The sequence below is a fragment of the Rathayibacter sp. VKM Ac-2759 genome, from assembly GCF_009834225.1.
GTDB lineage: Bacteria > Actinomycetota > Actinomycetes > Actinomycetales > Microbacteriaceae > Rathayibacter.
The window spans coordinates 622150-639788 of record NZ_CP047176.1 but is presented as its reverse complement, the minus strand read 5'-3'; the positions used below and the strand labels follow the sequence as shown (position 1 = coordinate 639788).

Here is a 17639-nt window from a genome sequence, read left to right as displayed (position 1 = left end):
TCGGCGGTCGACGGTACTGTCGAAGACACGTTCGAATCGCGATCGATGTCGGAGGCGGCGCCTAGCCTCACGACATCGGCTCACCCCTCCGCTCGCACCTTCCGCCCCTCGCTCCCGCACCGCTCCCCCCACGCTCCCGAAAGGACCCCCATGGCCTCCTCGAAGACGCGCACCGCCGCCTTCCGCTGCTCGGAGTGCGGCTGGACCGCTGCGAAGTGGGCGGGCCGCTGCGGCGAGTGCCAGCAGTGGGGCACCGTCGTCGAGAGCACCGAGCGCACGGGCATCGTCCGCGCCGTCGCCGCGGTGGCGCCGACCGCCGCCCGCGCGGCACGGCCGATCACGCAGATCCCGACGACCTCGGGCGCCCACCACCGCCCTACCGGGGTCGGCGAGCTCGACCGCGTGCTCGGCGGCGGCATCGTCGCGGGCGCCGTCGTGCTGCTCTCGGGTGAGCCGGGCGTCGGGAAGTCGACGCTCCTGCTCGAGGTCGCCTCCCGCGCCGCCGCCGAGGGCCAGCGCGTCCTCTACGTCAGCGCGGAGGAGTCGGCCGCGCAGGTGCGGATGCGCGCCGAGCGCACCGGGGCGATGCACGACAGCCTCTACCTCGCCGCCGAGACCGATCTCGCGACCGTCCTCGGCCAGATCGACGAGGTCCAGCCGGATCTCCTGATCGTCGACTCGGTGCAGACCGTCGCGAGCGACACCGTCGACGGGCTGCCCGGCGGCCCGAGTCAGGTGCGCGAGGTCGCGGCCACGCTCATCCGGGTCTGCAAGGCGCGCGCGCTCCCCCTCGTCCTCGTCGGCCACGTGACGAAGGACGGCTCGATCGCCGGCCCCCGCCTCCTCGAGCACCTCGTCGACGTCGTCTGCCACTTCGAGGGCGACCGGCAGACGGCGCTCCGCTTCGTCCGCTCGCTCAAGAACCGGTTCGGCCCGACCGACGAGGTCGGCTGCTTCGAGATGACCGCCGAGGGCATCGCCGAGATCCCCGACCCCAGCGGCCTCTTCCTCAGCCGCACCCGCTTCCCCACCCCCGGCATCTGCGTCACCGTGGCCATGGAGGGCCGCCGCGCACTGCCCGTCGAGATCCAGGCGCTCGTCATCGCCAACGACGGCGACCACCCCCGGCGCGTGACCAACGGAGTCGACGCCTCGCGCGTCGCGATGATCCTCGCGGTCCTCGAGCGCCAGGCCGGCATCCCGCTGCGCCGCTGCGACGTCTACGTCTCGACCGTCGGCGGCGTGAAGCTGATGGAGCCGGCGGCCGACCTCGCCATCGCGGTCGCCATCGCCTCCGCCCACGCCTACACGCCGCTGCGCCCCGGCATCGCGGCCTTCGGCGAGATCAGCCTCTCCGGCGACATCCGCCCCGCCTCCGGAGCCAAGCAGCGCGCCAACGAGGCCACCCGCCTCGGCCACTCCTCGCACCTCGACTCGAGCGCCTTCACCCTGTCGAGCGCGATCACGCACGCCCTGGTGCCCGTCCCCGAGCGGATCCCCGCCGGCGCGCGCGGCTGAGCCCCCGGCCGCACCGAACGAGACCGCACCGGAGCCGCCCACATCGGACGGCCCGCGCCTAGGCTGACGCCGTGAGCAGCGAGCACGACGGCGCAGGAGCGGACGACGCGCGCCCGAGGCGCCGGCGGTTCCCCCTCCCCGCGATCCTCGACCAGGTCTTCTTCGTTCTCGGCGGCGTCGCGGCCGTGCTGCTCGCCGTCGTCCTCGTCACCGACGGCCTCAGCGCCGGCTGGGCGCAGATCGGCTTCTACCTCGCCGTCTGGGTGCTCGTCGCCTACCTCGCGCTGCCCCGCCTGCACCGGATCCTCACCCGCCTCTACGTGCCCGACTACTTCATCGGCCGCGCCCGCACCAGCGACGGCCTGCTCGGCGACCCCGTCAACCTCGCACTGCAGGGCAGCGACGCCCAGCTCCTGCACACGATGACCTCCTCCGGCTGGACCCGCGCCGACGAGGTGACCCTCGCCTCGAGCCGGCGGATCATCACCGCGACCCTCACCCGGCGCAGCTACCACCGCGCCCCCGTCTCCCCGCTCTTCGTCTTCGGCCGGCAGCAGGACGTCGCGTTCCAGCAGGAGGTCGCCGGCAACCCCGCGAAGCGGCACCACGTCCGGTTCTGGCGCTGCCCCGAGGGCTGGCTGCTGCCCGGCGGCTTCCCCGCCGAGTGGATCGCCGCCGGCACCTTCGACCGCAGCGTCGGCCTCTCGCTCTTCACGCTGCAGGTGACCCACAAGATCTCGCCCGACACCGATCGGGAGCGCGACCACATCGTGGAGAGCATCCGCACCCACCACCCCGAGGTCGCGGTCGACGTCATCCGCGACTTCTCGACCGGCTACCACGCCCGCAACGGCGGCGGCGACTCGATCGTCACCGACGGCGACCTCCCCGTCATCGATCTGCGTCCGGTGACCGTCCCCGCCGACTCCGTCGCCCTCGAGGACGGGTCGGCCGTCGTCTCCACCGAGACCGTCCTGACGGGCGGGGCCGCGAGCACCGCGACCCTCCGCCGCCCCGCGACGACCCACGTCGGCGCGCTCATGCTCGTCGCCCGCGGACTCGCCTACGCGCTCCAGGCCGCGCTCCTCCTCGCCGGCGCCGCGTCGGTCGACGACCTGACACTGGTCACCGGCGACACCGCGGGCGGCTCCACCTCCACCCTCGGCGACGGCCAGACGCGGGCCGTCGCCGGCGCCCTCCTCCTGGCCGCGATGCTGCTCTGGCTCGTGCTCGGAGCGCTCGTGCTCCGCGGCTCCGGCACGGCCAGGGGTCTCGCCCTCACCTCGAGCCTGCTCAGCACGATCACGGCCTTCACCGCCGTCCTGCAGGGCGGAGCAGCGATCAGCCTGCAGACCAATCTGGGGAGCGTCGCCTTCGACATCCTGGTCCTCCTGGCGCTGTCGAGCCGCAGCTCGCGCGACTACGCCGCCGCGCGGAGCCGGCAGCGCGCCGAGGCGAGGAGGCTCAGGACGCTCCGGAACCGCAGGACGCGCTAGACGCCGCCCCCGCCGCCTCCGCCACCGCCGCCTCCCGAGCTGCCGCCGCCGCCTGCACCGCCGCTCGACGAGCTCGACGACGAGCCGACGAAGCTCGACGCCGACGACGAGAACGACGCGACGCTCCCCGCGAACGCCGCGGCCTGGAAGCCGCCGGTCCCCGAGTACCAGACCGGGTCCGCGCCCGCCCGCTCGTAGGCGAGCGCGAGCGCCTCCGCCCAGCGCGACTCGAGCCCCAGCAGCACCGCCCACGGCAGGAGGCGCTCCGTCACCTCGACGACGTCGACCGACCCCTCCCGGCGGCGCTCCGCTCCCGCCGGGGACTGCAGCATCGCGAGCCGGTCCTTCTCGGCCAGCCGGATGTACAGCTCGAGACCGGCGAGGTGGTCGCGCAGCTCCGCCCCCGCGGCGGTCAGCGGCACCTTCGACACGAGCACCGTCGAGACCACTCCCGCGACCAGCACGAGCAGCAGCAGGATCAGCGGCAGCGCCCCGCCGTACGCCTGATCGAGCAGGATCACCCCGCCCACGAACCCGGCCATCAGCCCGAGCACCGCCGCGCCGATCACGAGCACCGAACCGCCGACGGTGCCCGGGCGGCGCAGCCCCGCCTCCGTCGCCCTCGCGGGCAGTGCCGTGAGGAACGCCGAGACCTCCTTGCCGAAGACCTTGTCCTTCTCGGACAGATCGCGGACCTCGCCCGGCCGCGGCGACGGTCCGAACGCGATGTCGAGGAAGCGCTGGTCGTCCTCGGCCGGCGGAGGAAGCGACCTGCGGTACCGCCTCGCAGCCGGATCCTCGACGCGCAGCACGAAGGCCGGACGCCGGCGCGTCCCCTCCGCCTCCTCGATCCGCACCAGGCCGCGCACGGCGGCATCGACGAACGCCGCGGCCGGCGCCTTGGCGGTCTTGCCGCGCAGAACGGCCGAGAGGAAGATCCCCGCGGTCGGCGGCTCGTACTCGGCGATCACCGTGGGTCGCCCCGGGGCGTCGCGGAGCACCGTCGTCCTCCGCCTGACGGCTGCGACGAGCGCCCCGAGCGCGAGCAGCACGCCCGCGAGCTGGAGCCACGACCAGCCGGAGGCGAGGTACGAGTCGTCCCGCGGCGTGAAGGTCCCGGGCGCGAAGCCGATCGCCACGGTGACGTTCTCGCCCGCCGCCAGGTCGGCTCCGGTCGCCGTGACCACTCCGCCGTCGGCGGTGAGGGAGCAGCCGTCGGTCGACCCCGCCGCACCGCGGTAGCAGCTCGCGGTCCCCGTCGCCGCGGCGGCCAGCCCGTCCTCGAGCTCGACGCGCACGAGGTAGCGGTCGAACGGCTGCCGCCACGCGGTCCCGTTCGCGTCCCAGTAGAACTCGTCCTGCCCGCTGCCGGTCCCGGAGGCGGGGAGGGTGACGTTGCGCTGGGTGTACGTGAAGACGTAGGTCCTGCTGCCGCTGACGTAGTCCTCGGCGGCGCTCGTGACGAGGAGGATGCCGTCCTCGCTCTCGGTCTCGACGGGCCGCGGGGTGCCGTCCTCGTCGGTGACCGAGATCAGCCGGACGTCGGTGGGATGCCCCTCGTAGTCGAGCGGGATCGCGCGCTGCATCCCGCGGTTCTGGTCGGCGGGGAACTCGGCCACGAAGGTCTCGGTCGTGGTGAGCGTCGAGTGGCCCTCGTCGTCGCGGCCGAGACGGAAGACGGCCGAGTAGTCCGAGAACCGGAAGTCGTCGACGCCGGTGCGCACCGGTGCCGCGGAGGCGGCCGTCGCGCCGAGGATCACGGCGACCACTCCCAGCACGATCCCGGAGCGGACGCGCGACCACCGGCTCCCGGTCGTCGCGGTCAGGATCCCGGCGAGCGTCCGCGTCATGCCAGCGATGCTACGCGCGGCTTCCCGCGACCACGTCCCCCGGGCGGGCTACCCGCTCTACTGCAGCAGGAACTGCGTCGGCGACCCCGACGGGATCCCCGCCACCGTCACCGAGAGGTTGTACGCCGCTCCCCCGGACGCGACCGCCTCGCGCCCGCCCGAGCACGTGTCCGGAGAGGAGCGCGTGCGGTCCCAGGTGATCGAGCTGCCAGTCACCGACCGGCCCGCCTCCAGCAGCACCTCGAGATCGGCCGCTCCCGTCTGGCAGTCGGTCGACGTCCAGATCTGGTCGGAGCCGCTCGTGATCGTGAACACCTGCTGACTCGTGCCCGCGTTGATCACGCAGTCGGTGCTCGAGATGTTGGCCAGCGAGAGCGAGAGCTGCGGATCCGCGCCCGCGGCGTAGCTCGTCGCATCCGTCACCGCGGTCACCGCGACGGAGGCGGCGGTGCACTCGGGAGCGGCGGCGGGCGAGCCCCCGGGGGCCGTCGACGGGTACAGGGTCGGGAGCGGCGTGGCCGACGGGTCGGCGCTCTCTCCTCCGGAACCCGCTCCCGCCCAGGGCTGCAGCGACAGCACCACGGCGAGGCCGGCGACGATCACGACCAGCGCGAGCAGCACTCCCGCTCGGCGTCGCCGGTACACCCGTGAGGGCAGGCGGCGGGGCGGCGGAGTCATCGCTCCAGGCTACGGCGCACGGGACGTCAGAGCGTCTTCAGCATGCGGGTGTTGCCGAGCGTGTTCGGCTTGACCCGCGCGAGGTCGAGGAACTCGGCCACGCCCTCGTCGGGAGAGCGCAGGAGCTCGGCGTAGACCTCGGGATCGACGACCTTCTCGCCGATCGGGGCGTAGCCGTGGCGGGCGAAGAAGTCGACCTCGAAGGTCAGGCAGAACAGGCGCGAGAGGCCGAGCTCGCGGGCGTCGTTCTCGAGCCGCTCGAGGATGTGGTGCCCCACGCCCTTGCCGAGCCAGTCCTGCGCGACCGCGAGCGTCCGCACCTCCGCGATGTCGTCCCACATCACGTGCAGCGCGCCGCAGCCGATCCGCTCGCCCGCGCCGTCCTCGGCGATCCGGAACTCCTGCACCGCCCCGTAGAGCACCACGCGGTCCTTGCCCAGCAGGACGCGGTTGTTGACGAGCGGCTCGCTCAGCTCCTGGATGAAGGGGACGTCGCTCGTGCGGGCCCGGCGCACCGGGTACTTCCAATCAGCCATCCGTCCAGCCTAGAGCCGCGGCCCGGTGCCCAGCCGCGGGGGAACGACGACGGCCCGCCCCTCCGGAGGAGGGACGGGCCTTCGGGACGACCTACGCGATCACGCCATCAGGTCGGGCGTCGCCGGGCCGGCGGTCGCCGCTCCCGTCGTCGCGCCGGCGCTGATCGAGATCAGCCGCGGAGTCGTCGTGAAGACGAAGCCGCCCGAGACGAAGTCGACGTGGATGTGGTCTCCCGCGCCGAGCTCGCCGTGCAGGATGCGCTCGGAGAGCTGGTCCTCGATCTCGCGCTGGATCGCGCGGCGCAGGGGGCGGGCGCCGAGGGCCGGGTCGAACCCGACCTCGATCAGCCGCTCCTTGGCCGACTGCGTCAGCTCCACCGTCATGTCGCGGTCGAGCAGGCGGTCGCCCAGGCGCTTGATGAACAGGTCGACGATCTGGAGCAGCTCCGGCTTCGACAGCTGCGGGAAGACGATGACGTCGTCCACGCGGTTGAGGAACTCGGGCTTGAAGTGCTTCTTCAGCTCCTCGTTGACCTTGCCCTTCATGCGGTCGTAGCCGGTGGCGTTGTCGCCCTCGATCTGGAACCCGACGGGACCACCGGCGATGTCACGCGCACCGAGGTTGGTGGTCATGATGATGACGGTGTTCTTGAAGTCGACGACGCGCCCCTGGCCGTCGGTCAGACGACCCTCCTCGAGGATCTGGAGGAGCGAGTTGAAGATGTCCGGGTGCGCCTTCTCGATCTCGTCGAAGAGGACCACGCTGAAGGGCTTGCGGCGCACCTTCTCGGTGAGCTGCCCGCCCTCCTCGAAGCCGACGAACCCGGGAGGGGCACCGAACAGTCGCGAGACCGTGTGCTTCTCGCCGTACTCCGACATGTCCAGCGAGATCATCGCGTTCTCGTCGTCGAAGAGGAACTCGGCGAGCGCCTTGGCGAGCTCGGTCTTGCCGACACCGGTGGGGCCGGCGAAGATGAACGATCCGGAGGGGCGCTTCGGGTCCTTCAGACCCGCACGGGTGCGGCGGATGGTGCGCGAGAGGGCCGCGATGGCCTCCTCCTGACCGATGACGCGCTGGTGCAGAGCCTTCTCCATGAAGACGAGTCGCGACGACTCCTCCTCGGTCAGCTTGAACACCGGGATGCCGGTCGCCTGCGCGAGGACCTCGGCGATCAGGCCCTCGTCGACGACACCGGTCGCCTTGACGTCGCCCGACTTCCACTGCTTCTCGAGGCGCAGGCGCTCACCGAGCAGCTGCTTCTCCTCGTCGCGGAGCGAGGCGGCCTTCTCGAAGTCCTGATCCTCGATCGCGGCCTCCTTCGCGGCGCGGACGACGGCGATGCGGTCGTCGAAGTCGCGCAGCTCGGGCGGGGCCGAGAGGATCGAGAGGCGCAGGCGCGCGCCGGCCTCGTCGATCAGGTCGATCGCCTTGTCGGGGAGGAAGCGGTCGCTGATGTAGCGGTCCGCGAGGTTCGCGGCCGAGACGATCGCTCCGTCGGTGATGGACACCTTGTGGTGCGCCTCGTAGCGGTCGCGCAGACCCTTGAGGATGTTGATCGTGTGGGGCAGCGACGGCTCCGCGACCTGGATCGGCTGGAAGCGGCGCTCGAGCGCGGCGTCCTTCTCGAAGTGCTTGCGGTACTCGTCGAGCGTGGTCGCGCCGATGGTCTGCAGCTCGCCGCGGGCGAGCAGCGGCTTGAGGATCGAGGCGGCGTCGATCGCGCCCTCGGCGGCCCCTGCGCCGACGAGGGTGTGGATCTCGTCGATGAAGGTGATGATGTCGCCGCGGGTGCGGATCTCCTTCGTGACCTTCTTCAGGCGCTCCTCGAAGTCGCCGCGGTAGCGGGATCCGGCGATGAGCGAGCCGAGGTCGAGCGTGTAGAGCTGCTTGTCCTTCAGCGTCTCGGGGACGTCGCCGCGGACGATCGCCTGGGCGAGTCCCTCGACGACGGCCGTCTTGCCGACGCCGGGCTCGCCGATCAGCACGGGGTTGTTCTTGGAGCGGCGCGAGAGGATCTGCATGACCCGCTCGATCTCCTTCTCGCGCCCGATGACCGGGTCGAGCTTGTTGTCGCGCGCGGCCTGCGTGAGGTTGCGTCCGAACTGATCGAGGATCTGCGAGCCGCCCTGAGGCTGCTGCTGCTCACCGCCCACGGCGACCTGCTCCTTGCCCTGGTAACCCGAGAGGAGCTGGATGACCTGCTGGCGCACGCGGTTGAGGTCGGCGCCGAGCTTGACGAGGACCTGCGCGGCGACACCCTCGCCCTCGCGGATGAGGCCGAGCAGGATGTGCTCGGTCCCGATGTAGTTGTGGCCGAGCTGCAGCGCCTCGCGGAGCGACAGCTCGAGGACCTTCTTCGCACGCGGCGTGAAGGGGATGTGGCCGGTAGGCTGCTGCTGCCCCTGGCCGATGATGTCCTGCACCTGCTCGCGCACCGCGTCGAGCGAGATCCCGAGGGACTCGAGCGCCTTGGCGGCGACTCCTTCACCCTCGTGGATCAGGCCGAGCAGGATGTGCTCCGTGCCGATGTAGTTGTGATTGAGCATCTTGGCCTCTTCCTGGGCCAGGACGACGACGCGCCGTGCGCGATCGGTGAATCTCTCGAACATGCTGTCACTCCCTACAGAACCCGCAGGGGTGGGCTCCGATAGATCGACTGTAACCAGCGGTCCTCCCGGTCGGACCCCCTGTTCGCCCTGGGCGTGAGGGCGTTCGCGGCCGTCGCTCAGGACGGTGTCCTGTGCCGCACTCCATGCGTCGGCATACACTTCCCGGATGAGCAACCTGGAGCGGCATCCGGACGAGCATCCGGTCGCCTCCGAGCCCGCCGCGGGCGGTTCCGCCGTCGAGATCCTGGAGGCGCGCCTCGTGCCGCTCGGCGGGCCGCGCGCCATCGAGGTGCGCCGCACGCTCCCCCAGCGCTCGCGCTCGACGATCGGCGCGTGGTGCTTCGCGGACCACTACGGTCCCGTGCGCCTGGGCGAGGAGGCGGGGATGGACGTCCCGCCGCACCCGCACACCGGGCTGCAGACCGTCAGCTGGCTCTTCGAGGGCGAGATCGACCATCGCGACAGTGTCGGCAGCCACCAGCTGGTGCGGCCGGGCGAGCTGAACCTGATGACGGCGGGGCGCGGGATCTCGCACTCCGAGGTCTCGACCGGTGCCGAGCCGGTGCTGCACGGGGTCCAGCTCTGGGTCGCGCTCCCCGAGGAGGCGCGCGTGATCGAGCCGTTCTTCGAGCACCACGAGGGCGTCCGCGCCGACCTGGCGGGCGCCGTGGTCCGGGTGTTCGTCGGCGGGATGCTCGGCGCCTCCGTGCCCGCGAGCACCTTCACCCCGCTCGTGGCGGCGCAGATCGACCTCGAGCCGGGAGCGACGGTCGAGCTGCCGATCGAGGGCGGGTGGGAGTACGGCGTGCTCGTCGACTCCGGACCCGTCGGGGTCGAGGGCGTCGACGTCGAGCGCTCGGACCTCGCCTACCTCGCGCCGGGCCGCACGACGCTCACGCTGTCGGCGGGAGACGAGGGCGGTCGCGTCGTGCTCCTCGGCGGCGAGCCCTTCGGCGAGCAGCTCGTGATGTGGTGGAACTTCGTCGGCCGCAGCCACGACGACGTGGCGGCCGCGCGGGAGCGCTGGCAGGAGGACGTGATCGCGGGAGGCGACTCCGAGGGGCCGTTCGGCACGGTCGAGGGCTACGACGGTCGCGCCCTGCCCGCGCCGACGCTGCCGACCGTGAGGCTCAAGCCGCGAGGAGCGTGACCGCGGGGCCGCGCCCCGGCCCGGTCACGATCCCTCCGACGCCGCCTTCTCGGCCGCGGCCCGATCCGTCGCCTCCGCGCTCTCGCGGAACGCGCGGCGCGGGTCCTGCATGGCACTCATCGGCGAGAGGTCGCGCGGAGCGATCGCGTCGGCGACCCAGCCCGAGATCACCCGCCACTTGCGGTCGAGGGTCGGCATCGCCGCGCCGTGGTACGCGCGGTGCGAGAGCCAGGCGAGCGGACCCCGGAGCTTCACGCCCTTGATCAGGCCCGCGCCCTTGCCGAGTCCGTACTCGGCGACGGTGCCGACCGAGACGTGGCGGTACTCCTCGACGACGCCGCCGGTGAGGTCGGCGACGATGTTCTGCGCGAGCAGCTTGGCCTGCCGCACGGCGTTCTGCGCGTTCGGCGGGTAGTACGCCGGCTGCTTCGCGGCCGTCAGGTCGGGGATCTGCGCCCCGTCCCCGGCGGCCCACACTCCGGGGATCGGCTCGCCGTCGTCGGTGATGACGCGCAGGCGCGCGTCGGCCGAGACGTGGCCCTTGGGCCCGCGCGGCGCATCGGTCGCGTCGAGGATCGGGTTCGGCTTCACGCCGGCCGTCCACACGATCGTGGCCGCGGGGATCCGCTCGCCGCTCGAGAGCTCGACGACGCCGTCCTCGCACGAGGGCATCGTCGTCTTCAGGTGCACGTGCACGCCCCGCGAGCGGAGGTGGTCGAGGGTCCAGGCCGAGAGCTCCGCGCCGACCTCGGGGGCCACCCGGTCGAGCGCCTCGACGAGGTGCCAGGTCACGTCGCCCATCGAGAGCGACGGCTGGGCGGCGAGCGCGCGGCGGCTGAGGTCGAGCAGCTCGCTCAGCGCCTCGACTCCGGTGTAGCCGCCGCCGACGAAGACGAAGGTGAGCAGCCGGCGGCGCTCGGCGGAGTCGGTGGTCAGCGCCGCCTGCGCGACGTTCTCGATGACGCGGTCGCGCAGGTGCGCCGCCTCCTCGACGGTCTTGAAGCCGATGGCGTGCTCGGCGAGTCCCGGGGTGGGGAACGTGCGGGTGACGGCGCCGAGCGCGAAGACGACCTGGTCGAACGCCAGCGTGCGGGTCGAGCCGTCCAGCGCGGCGACCGTCGCGGTGCGATCGGCGAGGCTGACGCCCGTGATCGCCCCGCGGATCACGCGGGTGTGCTTGAGCGCCGACACCAGGGGCACCGTGACGTGCCGCGGCTGCACGTGCCCGCCGGCGACCTCGGGCAGCAGCGGCTGATAGGTCATGTAGGGGTTGGGTTCGACCACGGTGACGTCGATCGGAGCAAGCCCCCGCCGCTTCTCGAGCCCCCACGCGGTGTAGAGGCCGACGTAGCCGCCGCCGAGGATGAGGATGCGCGTCGTTCCGGATGCCGTCATGTCCGTTCCCTTCTCGAGCCCTCCGCCGACGACGCGCAGAGGTGGAGCCGCGCGCACCGGTGCTGGGGAGTCTCCGACGCTACGCCGCGATCCTCGACCGATCCAGGGGATTGCGCAGCGGCCGCCCGCGCGTCAGCCGGCCGCCCGCTCCTCGAGACGGAGGCGACGGCGGTACTCGCTCGGCGAGAGCCCGGTCTCGGTCGTGATCGCCCGCCGCAGGCGCTCGGGCGAAGAGAAGCCGGAGCGGCGCGCGATGTCGCTGAGCGGCAGCCCGGCCGCCTCCGCCGTGGCGACGAGGCGCAGCGCGTTCTCGGTGCGGACCGCCGAGATCATCTCGCGCAGCGTGGTGCCGCGCTCGTCGGCGACCGCGCGCTGGAGGGTGCGCAGGCTCACCCGGCAGCGGCGCGCGACCGTCCCCGGGTCGAGCAGCGGATCGCTGTAGTCGGCGCGGATGACGTGGAACGCGGCGTCGACCATGTCGTGCAGACCGAGACGCTCGACGTCCTCCTCCTCCCGCTCGGCGCCGAGGATGCGGGCGAGGCGCAGCACCGTGCCCTGCAGGTACTCGGTCTGCACCGGGTGCGCGATGTCGAGGTCGGTGAGGAACGCGCGGAGCACCGTCCGCGCGGAGGCGATCAGCGGCGACTCCGGGAGGGTGCGCGCGGGCTCGATGCGGCGCGCGCGCTCCGAGGCCGGGGCGTCGGTGCAGAGCACGAGGAACCGGACCGGGCGCCGCGCGCGGAGGACCGCCGGCGAGTCGGCCGAGAGGGCGATCCCGCCCTCGTCGACCTCGACGAGCCTCGAGGCGGACTCCAGGGTGAGGATCCCCTCCATCGGCAGCACGAACACCGAGGCGCCGTCGGACGCGGACGGGCCGGGCCAGCGCGCCGCGAACGGGGTGGACACGACGTGCAGGACCCGGAGGTTCTCGACGGCGCCGACGGCGAGGTCCATCCGGAAGCCGAGGGGCAGGTCGACGCCGGTCTCGAGGAGGCGGCGGAGGGCCGCGACGCCGTCGGCACCTCGGAGCCGGACGGCTCGGACCCCGGGGCTCAGAGGGATGCTGACGGGATTGAGCAGGGTGGGGCGAGGGACCACGGTGGCGACTCCGATCGTCGGGACGACCGCTCGGGGAGCGTTCGTCCTCCGGGAGCCTATAAGACGTGAGAGTTCCTCGCCTCAGCCCCGTCCGGGGGGAGTCACTGCAGAGCGGAGGTGAGTCGCGCCAGGTTGTCGAGGATCGTCGAGCGCAGCGGCTGCTGACGCCACTCGCGCAGGGTGAGCTCGCGGGAGTGCTCGCGGTAGTCCTGCTGCACCTGCCGCAGGTCCTCGACGAACTCCGAGCCGCGGACCATGAGCGACACCTCGAGGTTGAGGCTGAACGAGCGCATGTCCATGTTGCTCGAGCCGATCACGGCGACGTCGTCGTCGATCGTGAAGTGCTTCGCGTGCAGGATCGTGGGCTTGCGGTACATCCAGATCCGCACCCCCGCGGTCAGCAGGGTCTCGTAGTACGAGCGCTGCGCGTGGTAGACGACGGCCTGGTCGCCGATCTCGGAGACGAAGAGCTCGACGTGCACGCCGCGCCGGGTGGCCGTGGTGATCGCGTAGAGCATCGCCTCGTCCGGGACGAAGTAGGGGCTCGTGATGATGATCGACTTCTGGGCCGAGTAGAGCAGCGTGAGGAAGAGGCGCAGGTTGTTCTCGCCGTCGAAGCCGGGCCCGCTCGGCACGACCTGGCAGTCGATCGTGTCGCGCTTCTGCAGTGCCTCCATCGGCTCGGACTCGCGGAGCAGGAGCTCGTCGGTCTCGCTGTACCAGTCGGTGATGAAGATGGCGTTGATGCCCTGCACGACCGGGCCCTCGAGGCGCACCATCAGGTCGTGCCAGTGCAGGCCGCGGCGGATGTTGCCGCGCTTGTTGTAGCTCGAGTCGACGACGTTCTGCGACCCCATGAACGCCGTGTTGCCGTCGACGATCAGCAGCTTGCGGTGGTTGCGGAGGTCGGGGCGCTGGTACTGCAGACGCCACGGGCGCACCGGCAGCATGTACGACCAGTGCGCGCCGGCCTCCTTCAGGGCGCGGAGGCGGCGGCGCGTGCCGGTGAAGTACCCGGGCACCCGGATCGACGCGATGTGGTCGAGCAGGATCCGCACCGTCACCCCGCGGGCCACGGCCCGGTCGAGGGCGGCGAAGAACGGCGCGGTCGTCTCATCGGCCGCGAGGATGTAGAACTCGCAGTGCACGTAGCGGCGGGCGCGGTCGATCTCGTCGGCCATCGCCTGGATGGTCTCCTCGTAGCCGCCCTGGAGACCGGCGTCGTTGCCTCCGACCAGCGGCATCGCGCCGAGGTTGCGGTTGAGGGTGACCACCGACTCGAGCCACTGCGGCCACGGGTGGTCGCGCGCGACGCGGTCGATGCCCTCGGTCGACTCGAGGATGAAGCGGTTGATCTCCTCCTGCTTGCGGCGACGCCTGCGCGGCAGCTTGTAGCTCCCGATGAACAGGAACAGCAGGATGCCGACGTAGGGGATCAGGAAGATCGCCATCAGCCAGGCGAGACCGGTCGTCGGGCGGCGGTTGCGCGGGACGACGATCACGGCGACGACCCGGACGACGAGCTCGACCACGATCGCCCCCACGGCGAGCACCAGCGACCAGTCGGGTCCCGTCACCGCTCCTCCTCGCCGGTCGCTCTGTCAGGGGGCACCGAGGCGCGGCACGCGCGACTCCTCGGATGCGTTCGGTGGTCGGGGCGGCTCAGACGTCGCGCGGCGGGAGTCCGCGGCGCGCGCGCTCCTCGGCCTCGATGCGGTCGTAGGCGCGGCGCTCGTTGCGGTCGGAGCGGATCACGGCGCGCATGATGAACCAGAAGAGGAGCCCGACGCTGAGCGTCGGCACGAGTGCCCACAGCCCCTGATTCCAGATCTCCCAGTCCATGCGGCGATCCTACCGGGCGGCGCGGGGAAGCCCCCGGGAGTGGCCGCCGGGCGCTAGCGGCTCTCGATCGACTGGTTGAGGGCCGAGGCGTCGGCGTTCAGGCCCTCGAGCTCGGAGCGCAGGCCGTCGTACACGACGATGTCGGCGTCGATGGCGTCGCGCGTCGCGTCGATCTCGTCGCCGCGCTCGAGGAGCTCGGCCCGCTCGGCGTCGAAGGCCGCGTTCGAGGAGAAGTCGCCGCTGTCGGCGCGCGCGTTGAAGTCGTCGATCTCGGCGTTCAGAGCGTCGTAGTCGGCGTTGTTCGCGTCCACGCGCGCGGTCAGGTCGGCGTACATCGCGTCGATCCGGGCGACCAGATCGGCGATGCGGTTCTCGAGGTCGGTGAAGACCGCCTCGTAGCGCGCGTTCAGCCCGACGACGACGGAGCGGTCGGTGAAGTACGCGGCGTAGTGCGCCTCGAGCGCCGGCGGCAGATCCGCCACCTCCGTGCCCAGGATCGAGTGGAGCTCGTTGACGCGCTCCCCCAGGCCGCCGGTGCGGTAGAGCTCGAGCCGCTCGGCGATCGGGCCGTCCGCGGGCAGCGCCGCGTACGCCGCCTCGAGCTCGGCGCCGAGCTCCTCCTGCTCGCTCGCGTCCAGGCGCACCCACGCCGCGTGCAGCATCTCGTGCGCGGCGGTGACGTCGCGGATCCCGTCGAGATCGGCGTTCTCGACATCGGAGATGTAGATGTCGCTGCCCGTGTAGCAGCCGAGCACGATGTCGTCCGAGGCGCCGTACCCGCAGAGGGTGTTGAAGCCGGCGGTCGGCTCGACGGAGGGGCTCGAGGCGTAGTAGAGGGCGCGGCCGCGCGTCGACATCGCGGTGCGCTCCGCGAATCCGCTGATCGTCTCGTCGGGGGTGAACGCCTCGGCCGCACGCTGGTCGGCGAGGGCCGTGCCCAGATCGGAGGAGTCGACGAGGACGGAGGCGGCCACGGCGGTGCCCACCCCGAACTGCGCCAGGGTGAGCACGCCGGCGAGAGCCGTCGCGACGATGCTGGATGCGCGGACCACGTCTCCCCCTGTCTACTTCACGAGCGGGAAGAGGATGGTCTCCCGGATCCCGAGACCGGTGATCGCCATCAGCAGGCGGTCGATGCCCATCCCCATGCCGCCGGTCGGCGGCATGCCGTGCTCGAGGGCGCGGAGGAAGTCCTCGTCGAGGCGCATCGCCTCGTCGTCGCCCGCGGCCGCCTGGCGCGCCTGCTCGACGAAGCGCTCGCGCTGCACGACCGGGTCGACCAGCTCCGAGTAGCCCGTCGCGAGCTCGAAGCCGCGGACGTAGAGGTCCCACTTCTCGACGACGCCCGGGATGCTGCGGTGCGCGCGCACGAGCGGCGAGGTGTCGACCGGGAAGTCCATGACGAAGGTCGGGCGGGTCAGGCCGCCCTTCACGAAGTGCTCCCAGAGCTCCTCGACGTACTTGCCGTGCGTGGGCACGTGCACCTCGACGCCCTCGCGCTCGGCGAGTGTCTCGAGCTCGACCAGCGGGGTCGACGGAGTGATCTCGATGCCGGCCGCGAGCGAGAGGCTCTCGTACATCGAGATCCGCTCCCACTCGCCGCCGAGGTCGTACTCGGTGCCGTCGGCCCAGGTGACCACGTGCGATCCGGCGACCGCGAGCGCCGCGTTCTGGATCAGCTCCTGCGTGAGGTCGGCGATCGAGGTGTAGTCGCCGTACGCCTGGTAGGCCTCGAGCATCGCGAACTCGGGCGAGTGCGTCGAGTCGGCGCCCTCGTTGCGGAAGTTGCGGTTGATCTCGAACACCCGCTCGATGCCTCCGACGACGGCGCGCTTGAGGTACAGCTCGGGGGCGATGCGGAGGAAGAGCTCGGTGTCGAACGCGTTGGAGTGCGTCGCGAACGGGCGGGCGGAGGCGCCTCCGTGCATCACCTGCAGCATCGGGGTCTCGACCTCGAGGAAGCCGTGGCCGACGAACGTGCTGCGGAGCGAGGCGTTGACCTTCGCGCGGGTGACCACGGTGTCGCGGGCCTGCGGGCGCACGATCAGGTCGAGGTAGCGCTGGCGCATCCGGGTCTCGTCGCCGAGCTCGTTGTGCAGGTTCGGGAGCGGGAGGATCGCCTTGGCGGCGATGGTCCACGCCGAGACCCAGACGCTCAGCTCGCCGCGCTTGCTCGAGATGACCTCGCCCTCGACGAAGAGGTGGTCGCCCAGGTCGACGAGCTCCTTCCACGCGGCGAGCGACTCGTCGCCGACGTCGCCGAGCGAGACCATCGCCTGGATGCGCTCGCCGTCGCCGGACTGCAGCGTCGCGAAGCAGAGCTTGCCGGTGTTGCGCTGGAACACGACGCGGCCGGCGAGGCCGACGCGGTCGCCCGTCCTCGTGTCCGGCTCGATGCCCTCGTGGCGCGAGCGGACCGCGGCGATCGTGTCGGTGACGCCCACGGCGACCGGGTAGGCGCCACCGCCGAGGTCGTCCCCCGCCCGCTCGAGCAGGCGCTCGCGCTTGGCCAGGCGCACGGCCTTCTGCTCCGAGGCCTCCTCGGCGGAGAGCTCGGTGGGGTCGGGGGTGTCGGCCATGGCGGAACGGTGCTTTCGGTCGGAGGCGGCGGGCGCGATCAGGCGAGCAGGATCGGGCCGTTGTCGAGGAGGCGGGTGGAGCCGACGACCGCGGCAACGAGCACGAGGGCCGGGCCGCGGTAGTCGTCGTCGACCGGGAGGAACGTCGTCGGGTCAGCGACGGCGAGGTAGTCCAGTTTAACCAGCGGCTCGCCCATCGCGGCGGACTGGGCCGCGGCGATGACGGAGTCGACACCGCGGTCGGCGGCGGACGCCGCGGCCTCGAGGACGAGCGGCACGGTGCGCGCGGCCCGGCGCTCGCGGGCGTCGAGGTAGCGGTTGCGGCTCGAGAGCGCGAGGCCGTCCTCCTCGCGGACCGTCTCGACGGCCTCGATCACGACGGGCAGGTCGAGGTCGCGCACCATGCGGCGCACGAGGAACAGCTGCTGCGCGTCCTTCTGCCCGAACAGCGCGGCGTCGGGCTGCACGATGCCGAGCAGCTTGGCGACGACGGTGAGCATCCCGTCGAAGTGGCCGGGGCGGGAGCGGCCCTCGTAGAGGGTGCCGGCCTTCCCGGCGACGACGCGGGTCGCGGAGGGTCCGTCGGGGTACATCTCGGCGACTGTCGGCGCGAAGACGTACTCGACCCCCTCCCGTTCGAGGAGGGCGAGGTCGGCCGCGAGGTCGCGCGGGTAGCGGTCGAGGTCCTCCGAGGGACCGAACTGCAGCGGATTCACGAAGATCGACACGACCACGACGTCCGCGATCTCGCGGGCGCGGTCGACGAGGGCGAGGTGACCGTCGTGCAGGGCACCCATGGTGGGGACGAGGGCGATGCTGCGGCCCGCGCGACGCTCGGCCCGCAGCCGCTCGCGGACGGCGTCGATGCGTTCGATGGTGCTGATCAC

Annotated in this window: 14 protein-coding genes; 3 read left to right on the top strand and 11 right to left on the bottom strand. The window is 72.1% G+C overall.

Annotated features, from left to right (window positions below; translation table 11 throughout):
• The first annotated feature begins 150 nt into the window (after positions 1–150).
• Positions 151–1518: a DNA repair protein RadA gene (gene radA / locus GSU68_RS02925; RefSeq protein WP_159905620.1), complete on the top strand. Its 1368-nt coding sequence runs from the start codon at positions 151–153 to the stop codon at positions 1516–1518.
• Positions 1519–1589: 71 nt separating this feature from the next.
• A complete protein-coding gene (locus GSU68_RS02920) occupies positions 1590–3014 on the top strand; it encodes an LssY C-terminal domain-containing protein (protein WP_159905619.1) in 1425 nt (474 codons plus the stop codon).
• Here GSU68_RS02920 and GSU68_RS02915 read toward each other — a convergent pair.
• The 4 genes from GSU68_RS02915 to GSU68_RS02900 form a co-directional block, all read right to left on the bottom strand.
• Positions 3011–4864: a DUF2207 domain-containing protein gene (locus tag GSU68_RS02915; RefSeq protein WP_159905618.1), complete on the bottom strand. Its 1854-nt coding sequence runs from the start codon at positions 4862–4864 to the stop codon at positions 3011–3013. The genes GSU68_RS02920 and GSU68_RS02915 overlap by 4 nt on opposite strands.
• 57 nt (positions 4865–4921) lie before the next feature.
• On the bottom strand, positions 4922–5542 hold the full coding sequence (locus GSU68_RS02910) for a hypothetical protein (protein WP_208544639.1): 621 nt from the start codon (positions 5540–5542) through the stop codon (positions 4922–4924).
• Positions 5543–5568: 26 nt separating this feature from the next.
• Entirely contained in the window at positions 5569–6078 is a 510-nt protein-coding gene (locus GSU68_RS02905; RefSeq protein WP_159905617.1) for an amino-acid N-acetyltransferase, read from the bottom strand.
• Between the two features lie 99 nt (positions 6079–6177).
• Positions 6178–8688, bottom strand: a complete 2511-nt coding sequence (locus tag GSU68_RS02900) for an ATP-dependent Clp protease ATP-binding subunit (RefSeq protein ID WP_159905616.1) — start codon at positions 8686–8688, stop codon at positions 6178–6180.
• Between the two features lie 166 nt (positions 8689–8854).
• Between GSU68_RS02900 and GSU68_RS02895 the strand changes: the two genes are divergently transcribed.
• Positions 8855–9838, top strand: a complete 984-nt coding sequence (locus tag GSU68_RS02895) for a pirin family protein (protein WP_159905615.1) — start codon at positions 8855–8857, stop codon at positions 9836–9838.
• A gap of 24 nt (positions 9839–9862) precedes the next feature.
• Here the strand turns inward: GSU68_RS02895 and GSU68_RS02890 are convergent, their stop codons facing one another.
• The 7 genes from GSU68_RS02890 to panC all read right to left on the bottom strand — a co-directional run bounded on the left by GSU68_RS02890 (position 9863) and on the right by panC (position 17639).
• On the bottom strand, positions 9863–11233 hold the full coding sequence (locus GSU68_RS02890) for an FAD-dependent oxidoreductase (RefSeq protein ID WP_159905614.1): 1371 nt from the start codon (positions 11231–11233) through the stop codon (positions 9863–9865).
• A gap of 132 nt (positions 11234–11365) precedes the next feature.
• A complete protein-coding gene (locus GSU68_RS02885) occupies positions 11366–12331 on the bottom strand; it encodes a helix-turn-helix domain-containing protein (RefSeq protein WP_159905613.1) in 966 nt (321 codons plus the stop codon).
• A gap of 101 nt (positions 12332–12432) precedes the next feature.
• Complete coding sequence (gene cls, locus GSU68_RS02880; RefSeq protein WP_159905612.1) at positions 12433–13908, bottom strand: cardiolipin synthase; 1476 nt, start codon at positions 13906–13908, stop codon at positions 12433–12435.
• Positions 13909–13993: 85 nt separating this feature from the next.
• Complete coding sequence (locus GSU68_RS02875) at positions 13994–14173, bottom strand: hypothetical protein (RefSeq protein ID WP_159905611.1); 180 nt, start codon at positions 14171–14173, stop codon at positions 13994–13996.
• 53 nt (positions 14174–14226) lie between these two features.
• A complete protein-coding gene (locus GSU68_RS02870) occupies positions 14227–15225 on the bottom strand; it encodes a hypothetical protein (protein ID WP_159905610.1) in 999 nt (332 codons plus the stop codon).
• A 12-nt stretch (positions 15226–15237) separates the two neighbouring features.
• Entirely contained in the window at positions 15238–16752 is a 1515-nt protein-coding gene (lysS, locus tag GSU68_RS02865; protein WP_159905609.1) for a lysine--tRNA ligase, read from the bottom strand.
• 38 nt (positions 16753–16790) lie between these two features.
• Positions 16791–17639, bottom strand: coding sequence for a pantoate--beta-alanine ligase (panC, locus tag GSU68_RS02860; protein WP_159905608.1), 849 nt, complete (start codon positions 17637–17639; stop codon positions 16791–16793).

Bases quoted from the DNA above. Each gene is read 5' to 3' on its own strand.
- radA (WP_159905620.1), top strand. From the start codon at position 151: ATGGCCTCCTCGAAGACGCGCACCGCCGCCTTCCGCTGCTCGGAGTGC.
- GSU68_RS02915 (WP_159905618.1), bottom strand. From the start codon at position 4,864: ATGACGCGGACGCTCGCCGGGATCCTGACCGCGACGACCGGGAGCCGG.
- GSU68_RS02910 (WP_208544639.1), bottom strand. From the start codon at position 5,542: ATGACTCCGCCGCCCCGCCGCCTGCCCTCACGGGTGTACCGGCGACGC.
- GSU68_RS02905 (WP_159905617.1), bottom strand. From the start codon at position 6,078: ATGGCTGATTGGAAGTACCCGGTGCGCCGGGCCCGCACGAGCGACGTC.
- GSU68_RS02900 (WP_159905616.1), bottom strand. From the start codon at position 8,688: ATGTTCGAGAGATTCACCGATCGCGCACGGCGCGTCGTCGTCCTGGCC.
- GSU68_RS02895 (WP_159905615.1), top strand. From the start codon at position 8,855: ATGAGCAACCTGGAGCGGCATCCGGACGAGCATCCGGTCGCCTCCGAG.
- GSU68_RS02890 (WP_159905614.1), bottom strand. From the start codon at position 11,233: ATGACGGCATCCGGAACGACGCGCATCCTCATCCTCGGCGGCGGCTAC.
- GSU68_RS02875 (WP_159905611.1), bottom strand. From the start codon at position 14,173: ATGGACTGGGAGATCTGGAATCAGGGGCTGTGGGCACTCGTGCCGACG.
- lysS (WP_159905609.1), bottom strand. From the start codon at position 16,752: ATGGCCGACACCCCCGACCCCACCGAGCTCTCCGCCGAGGAGGCCTCG.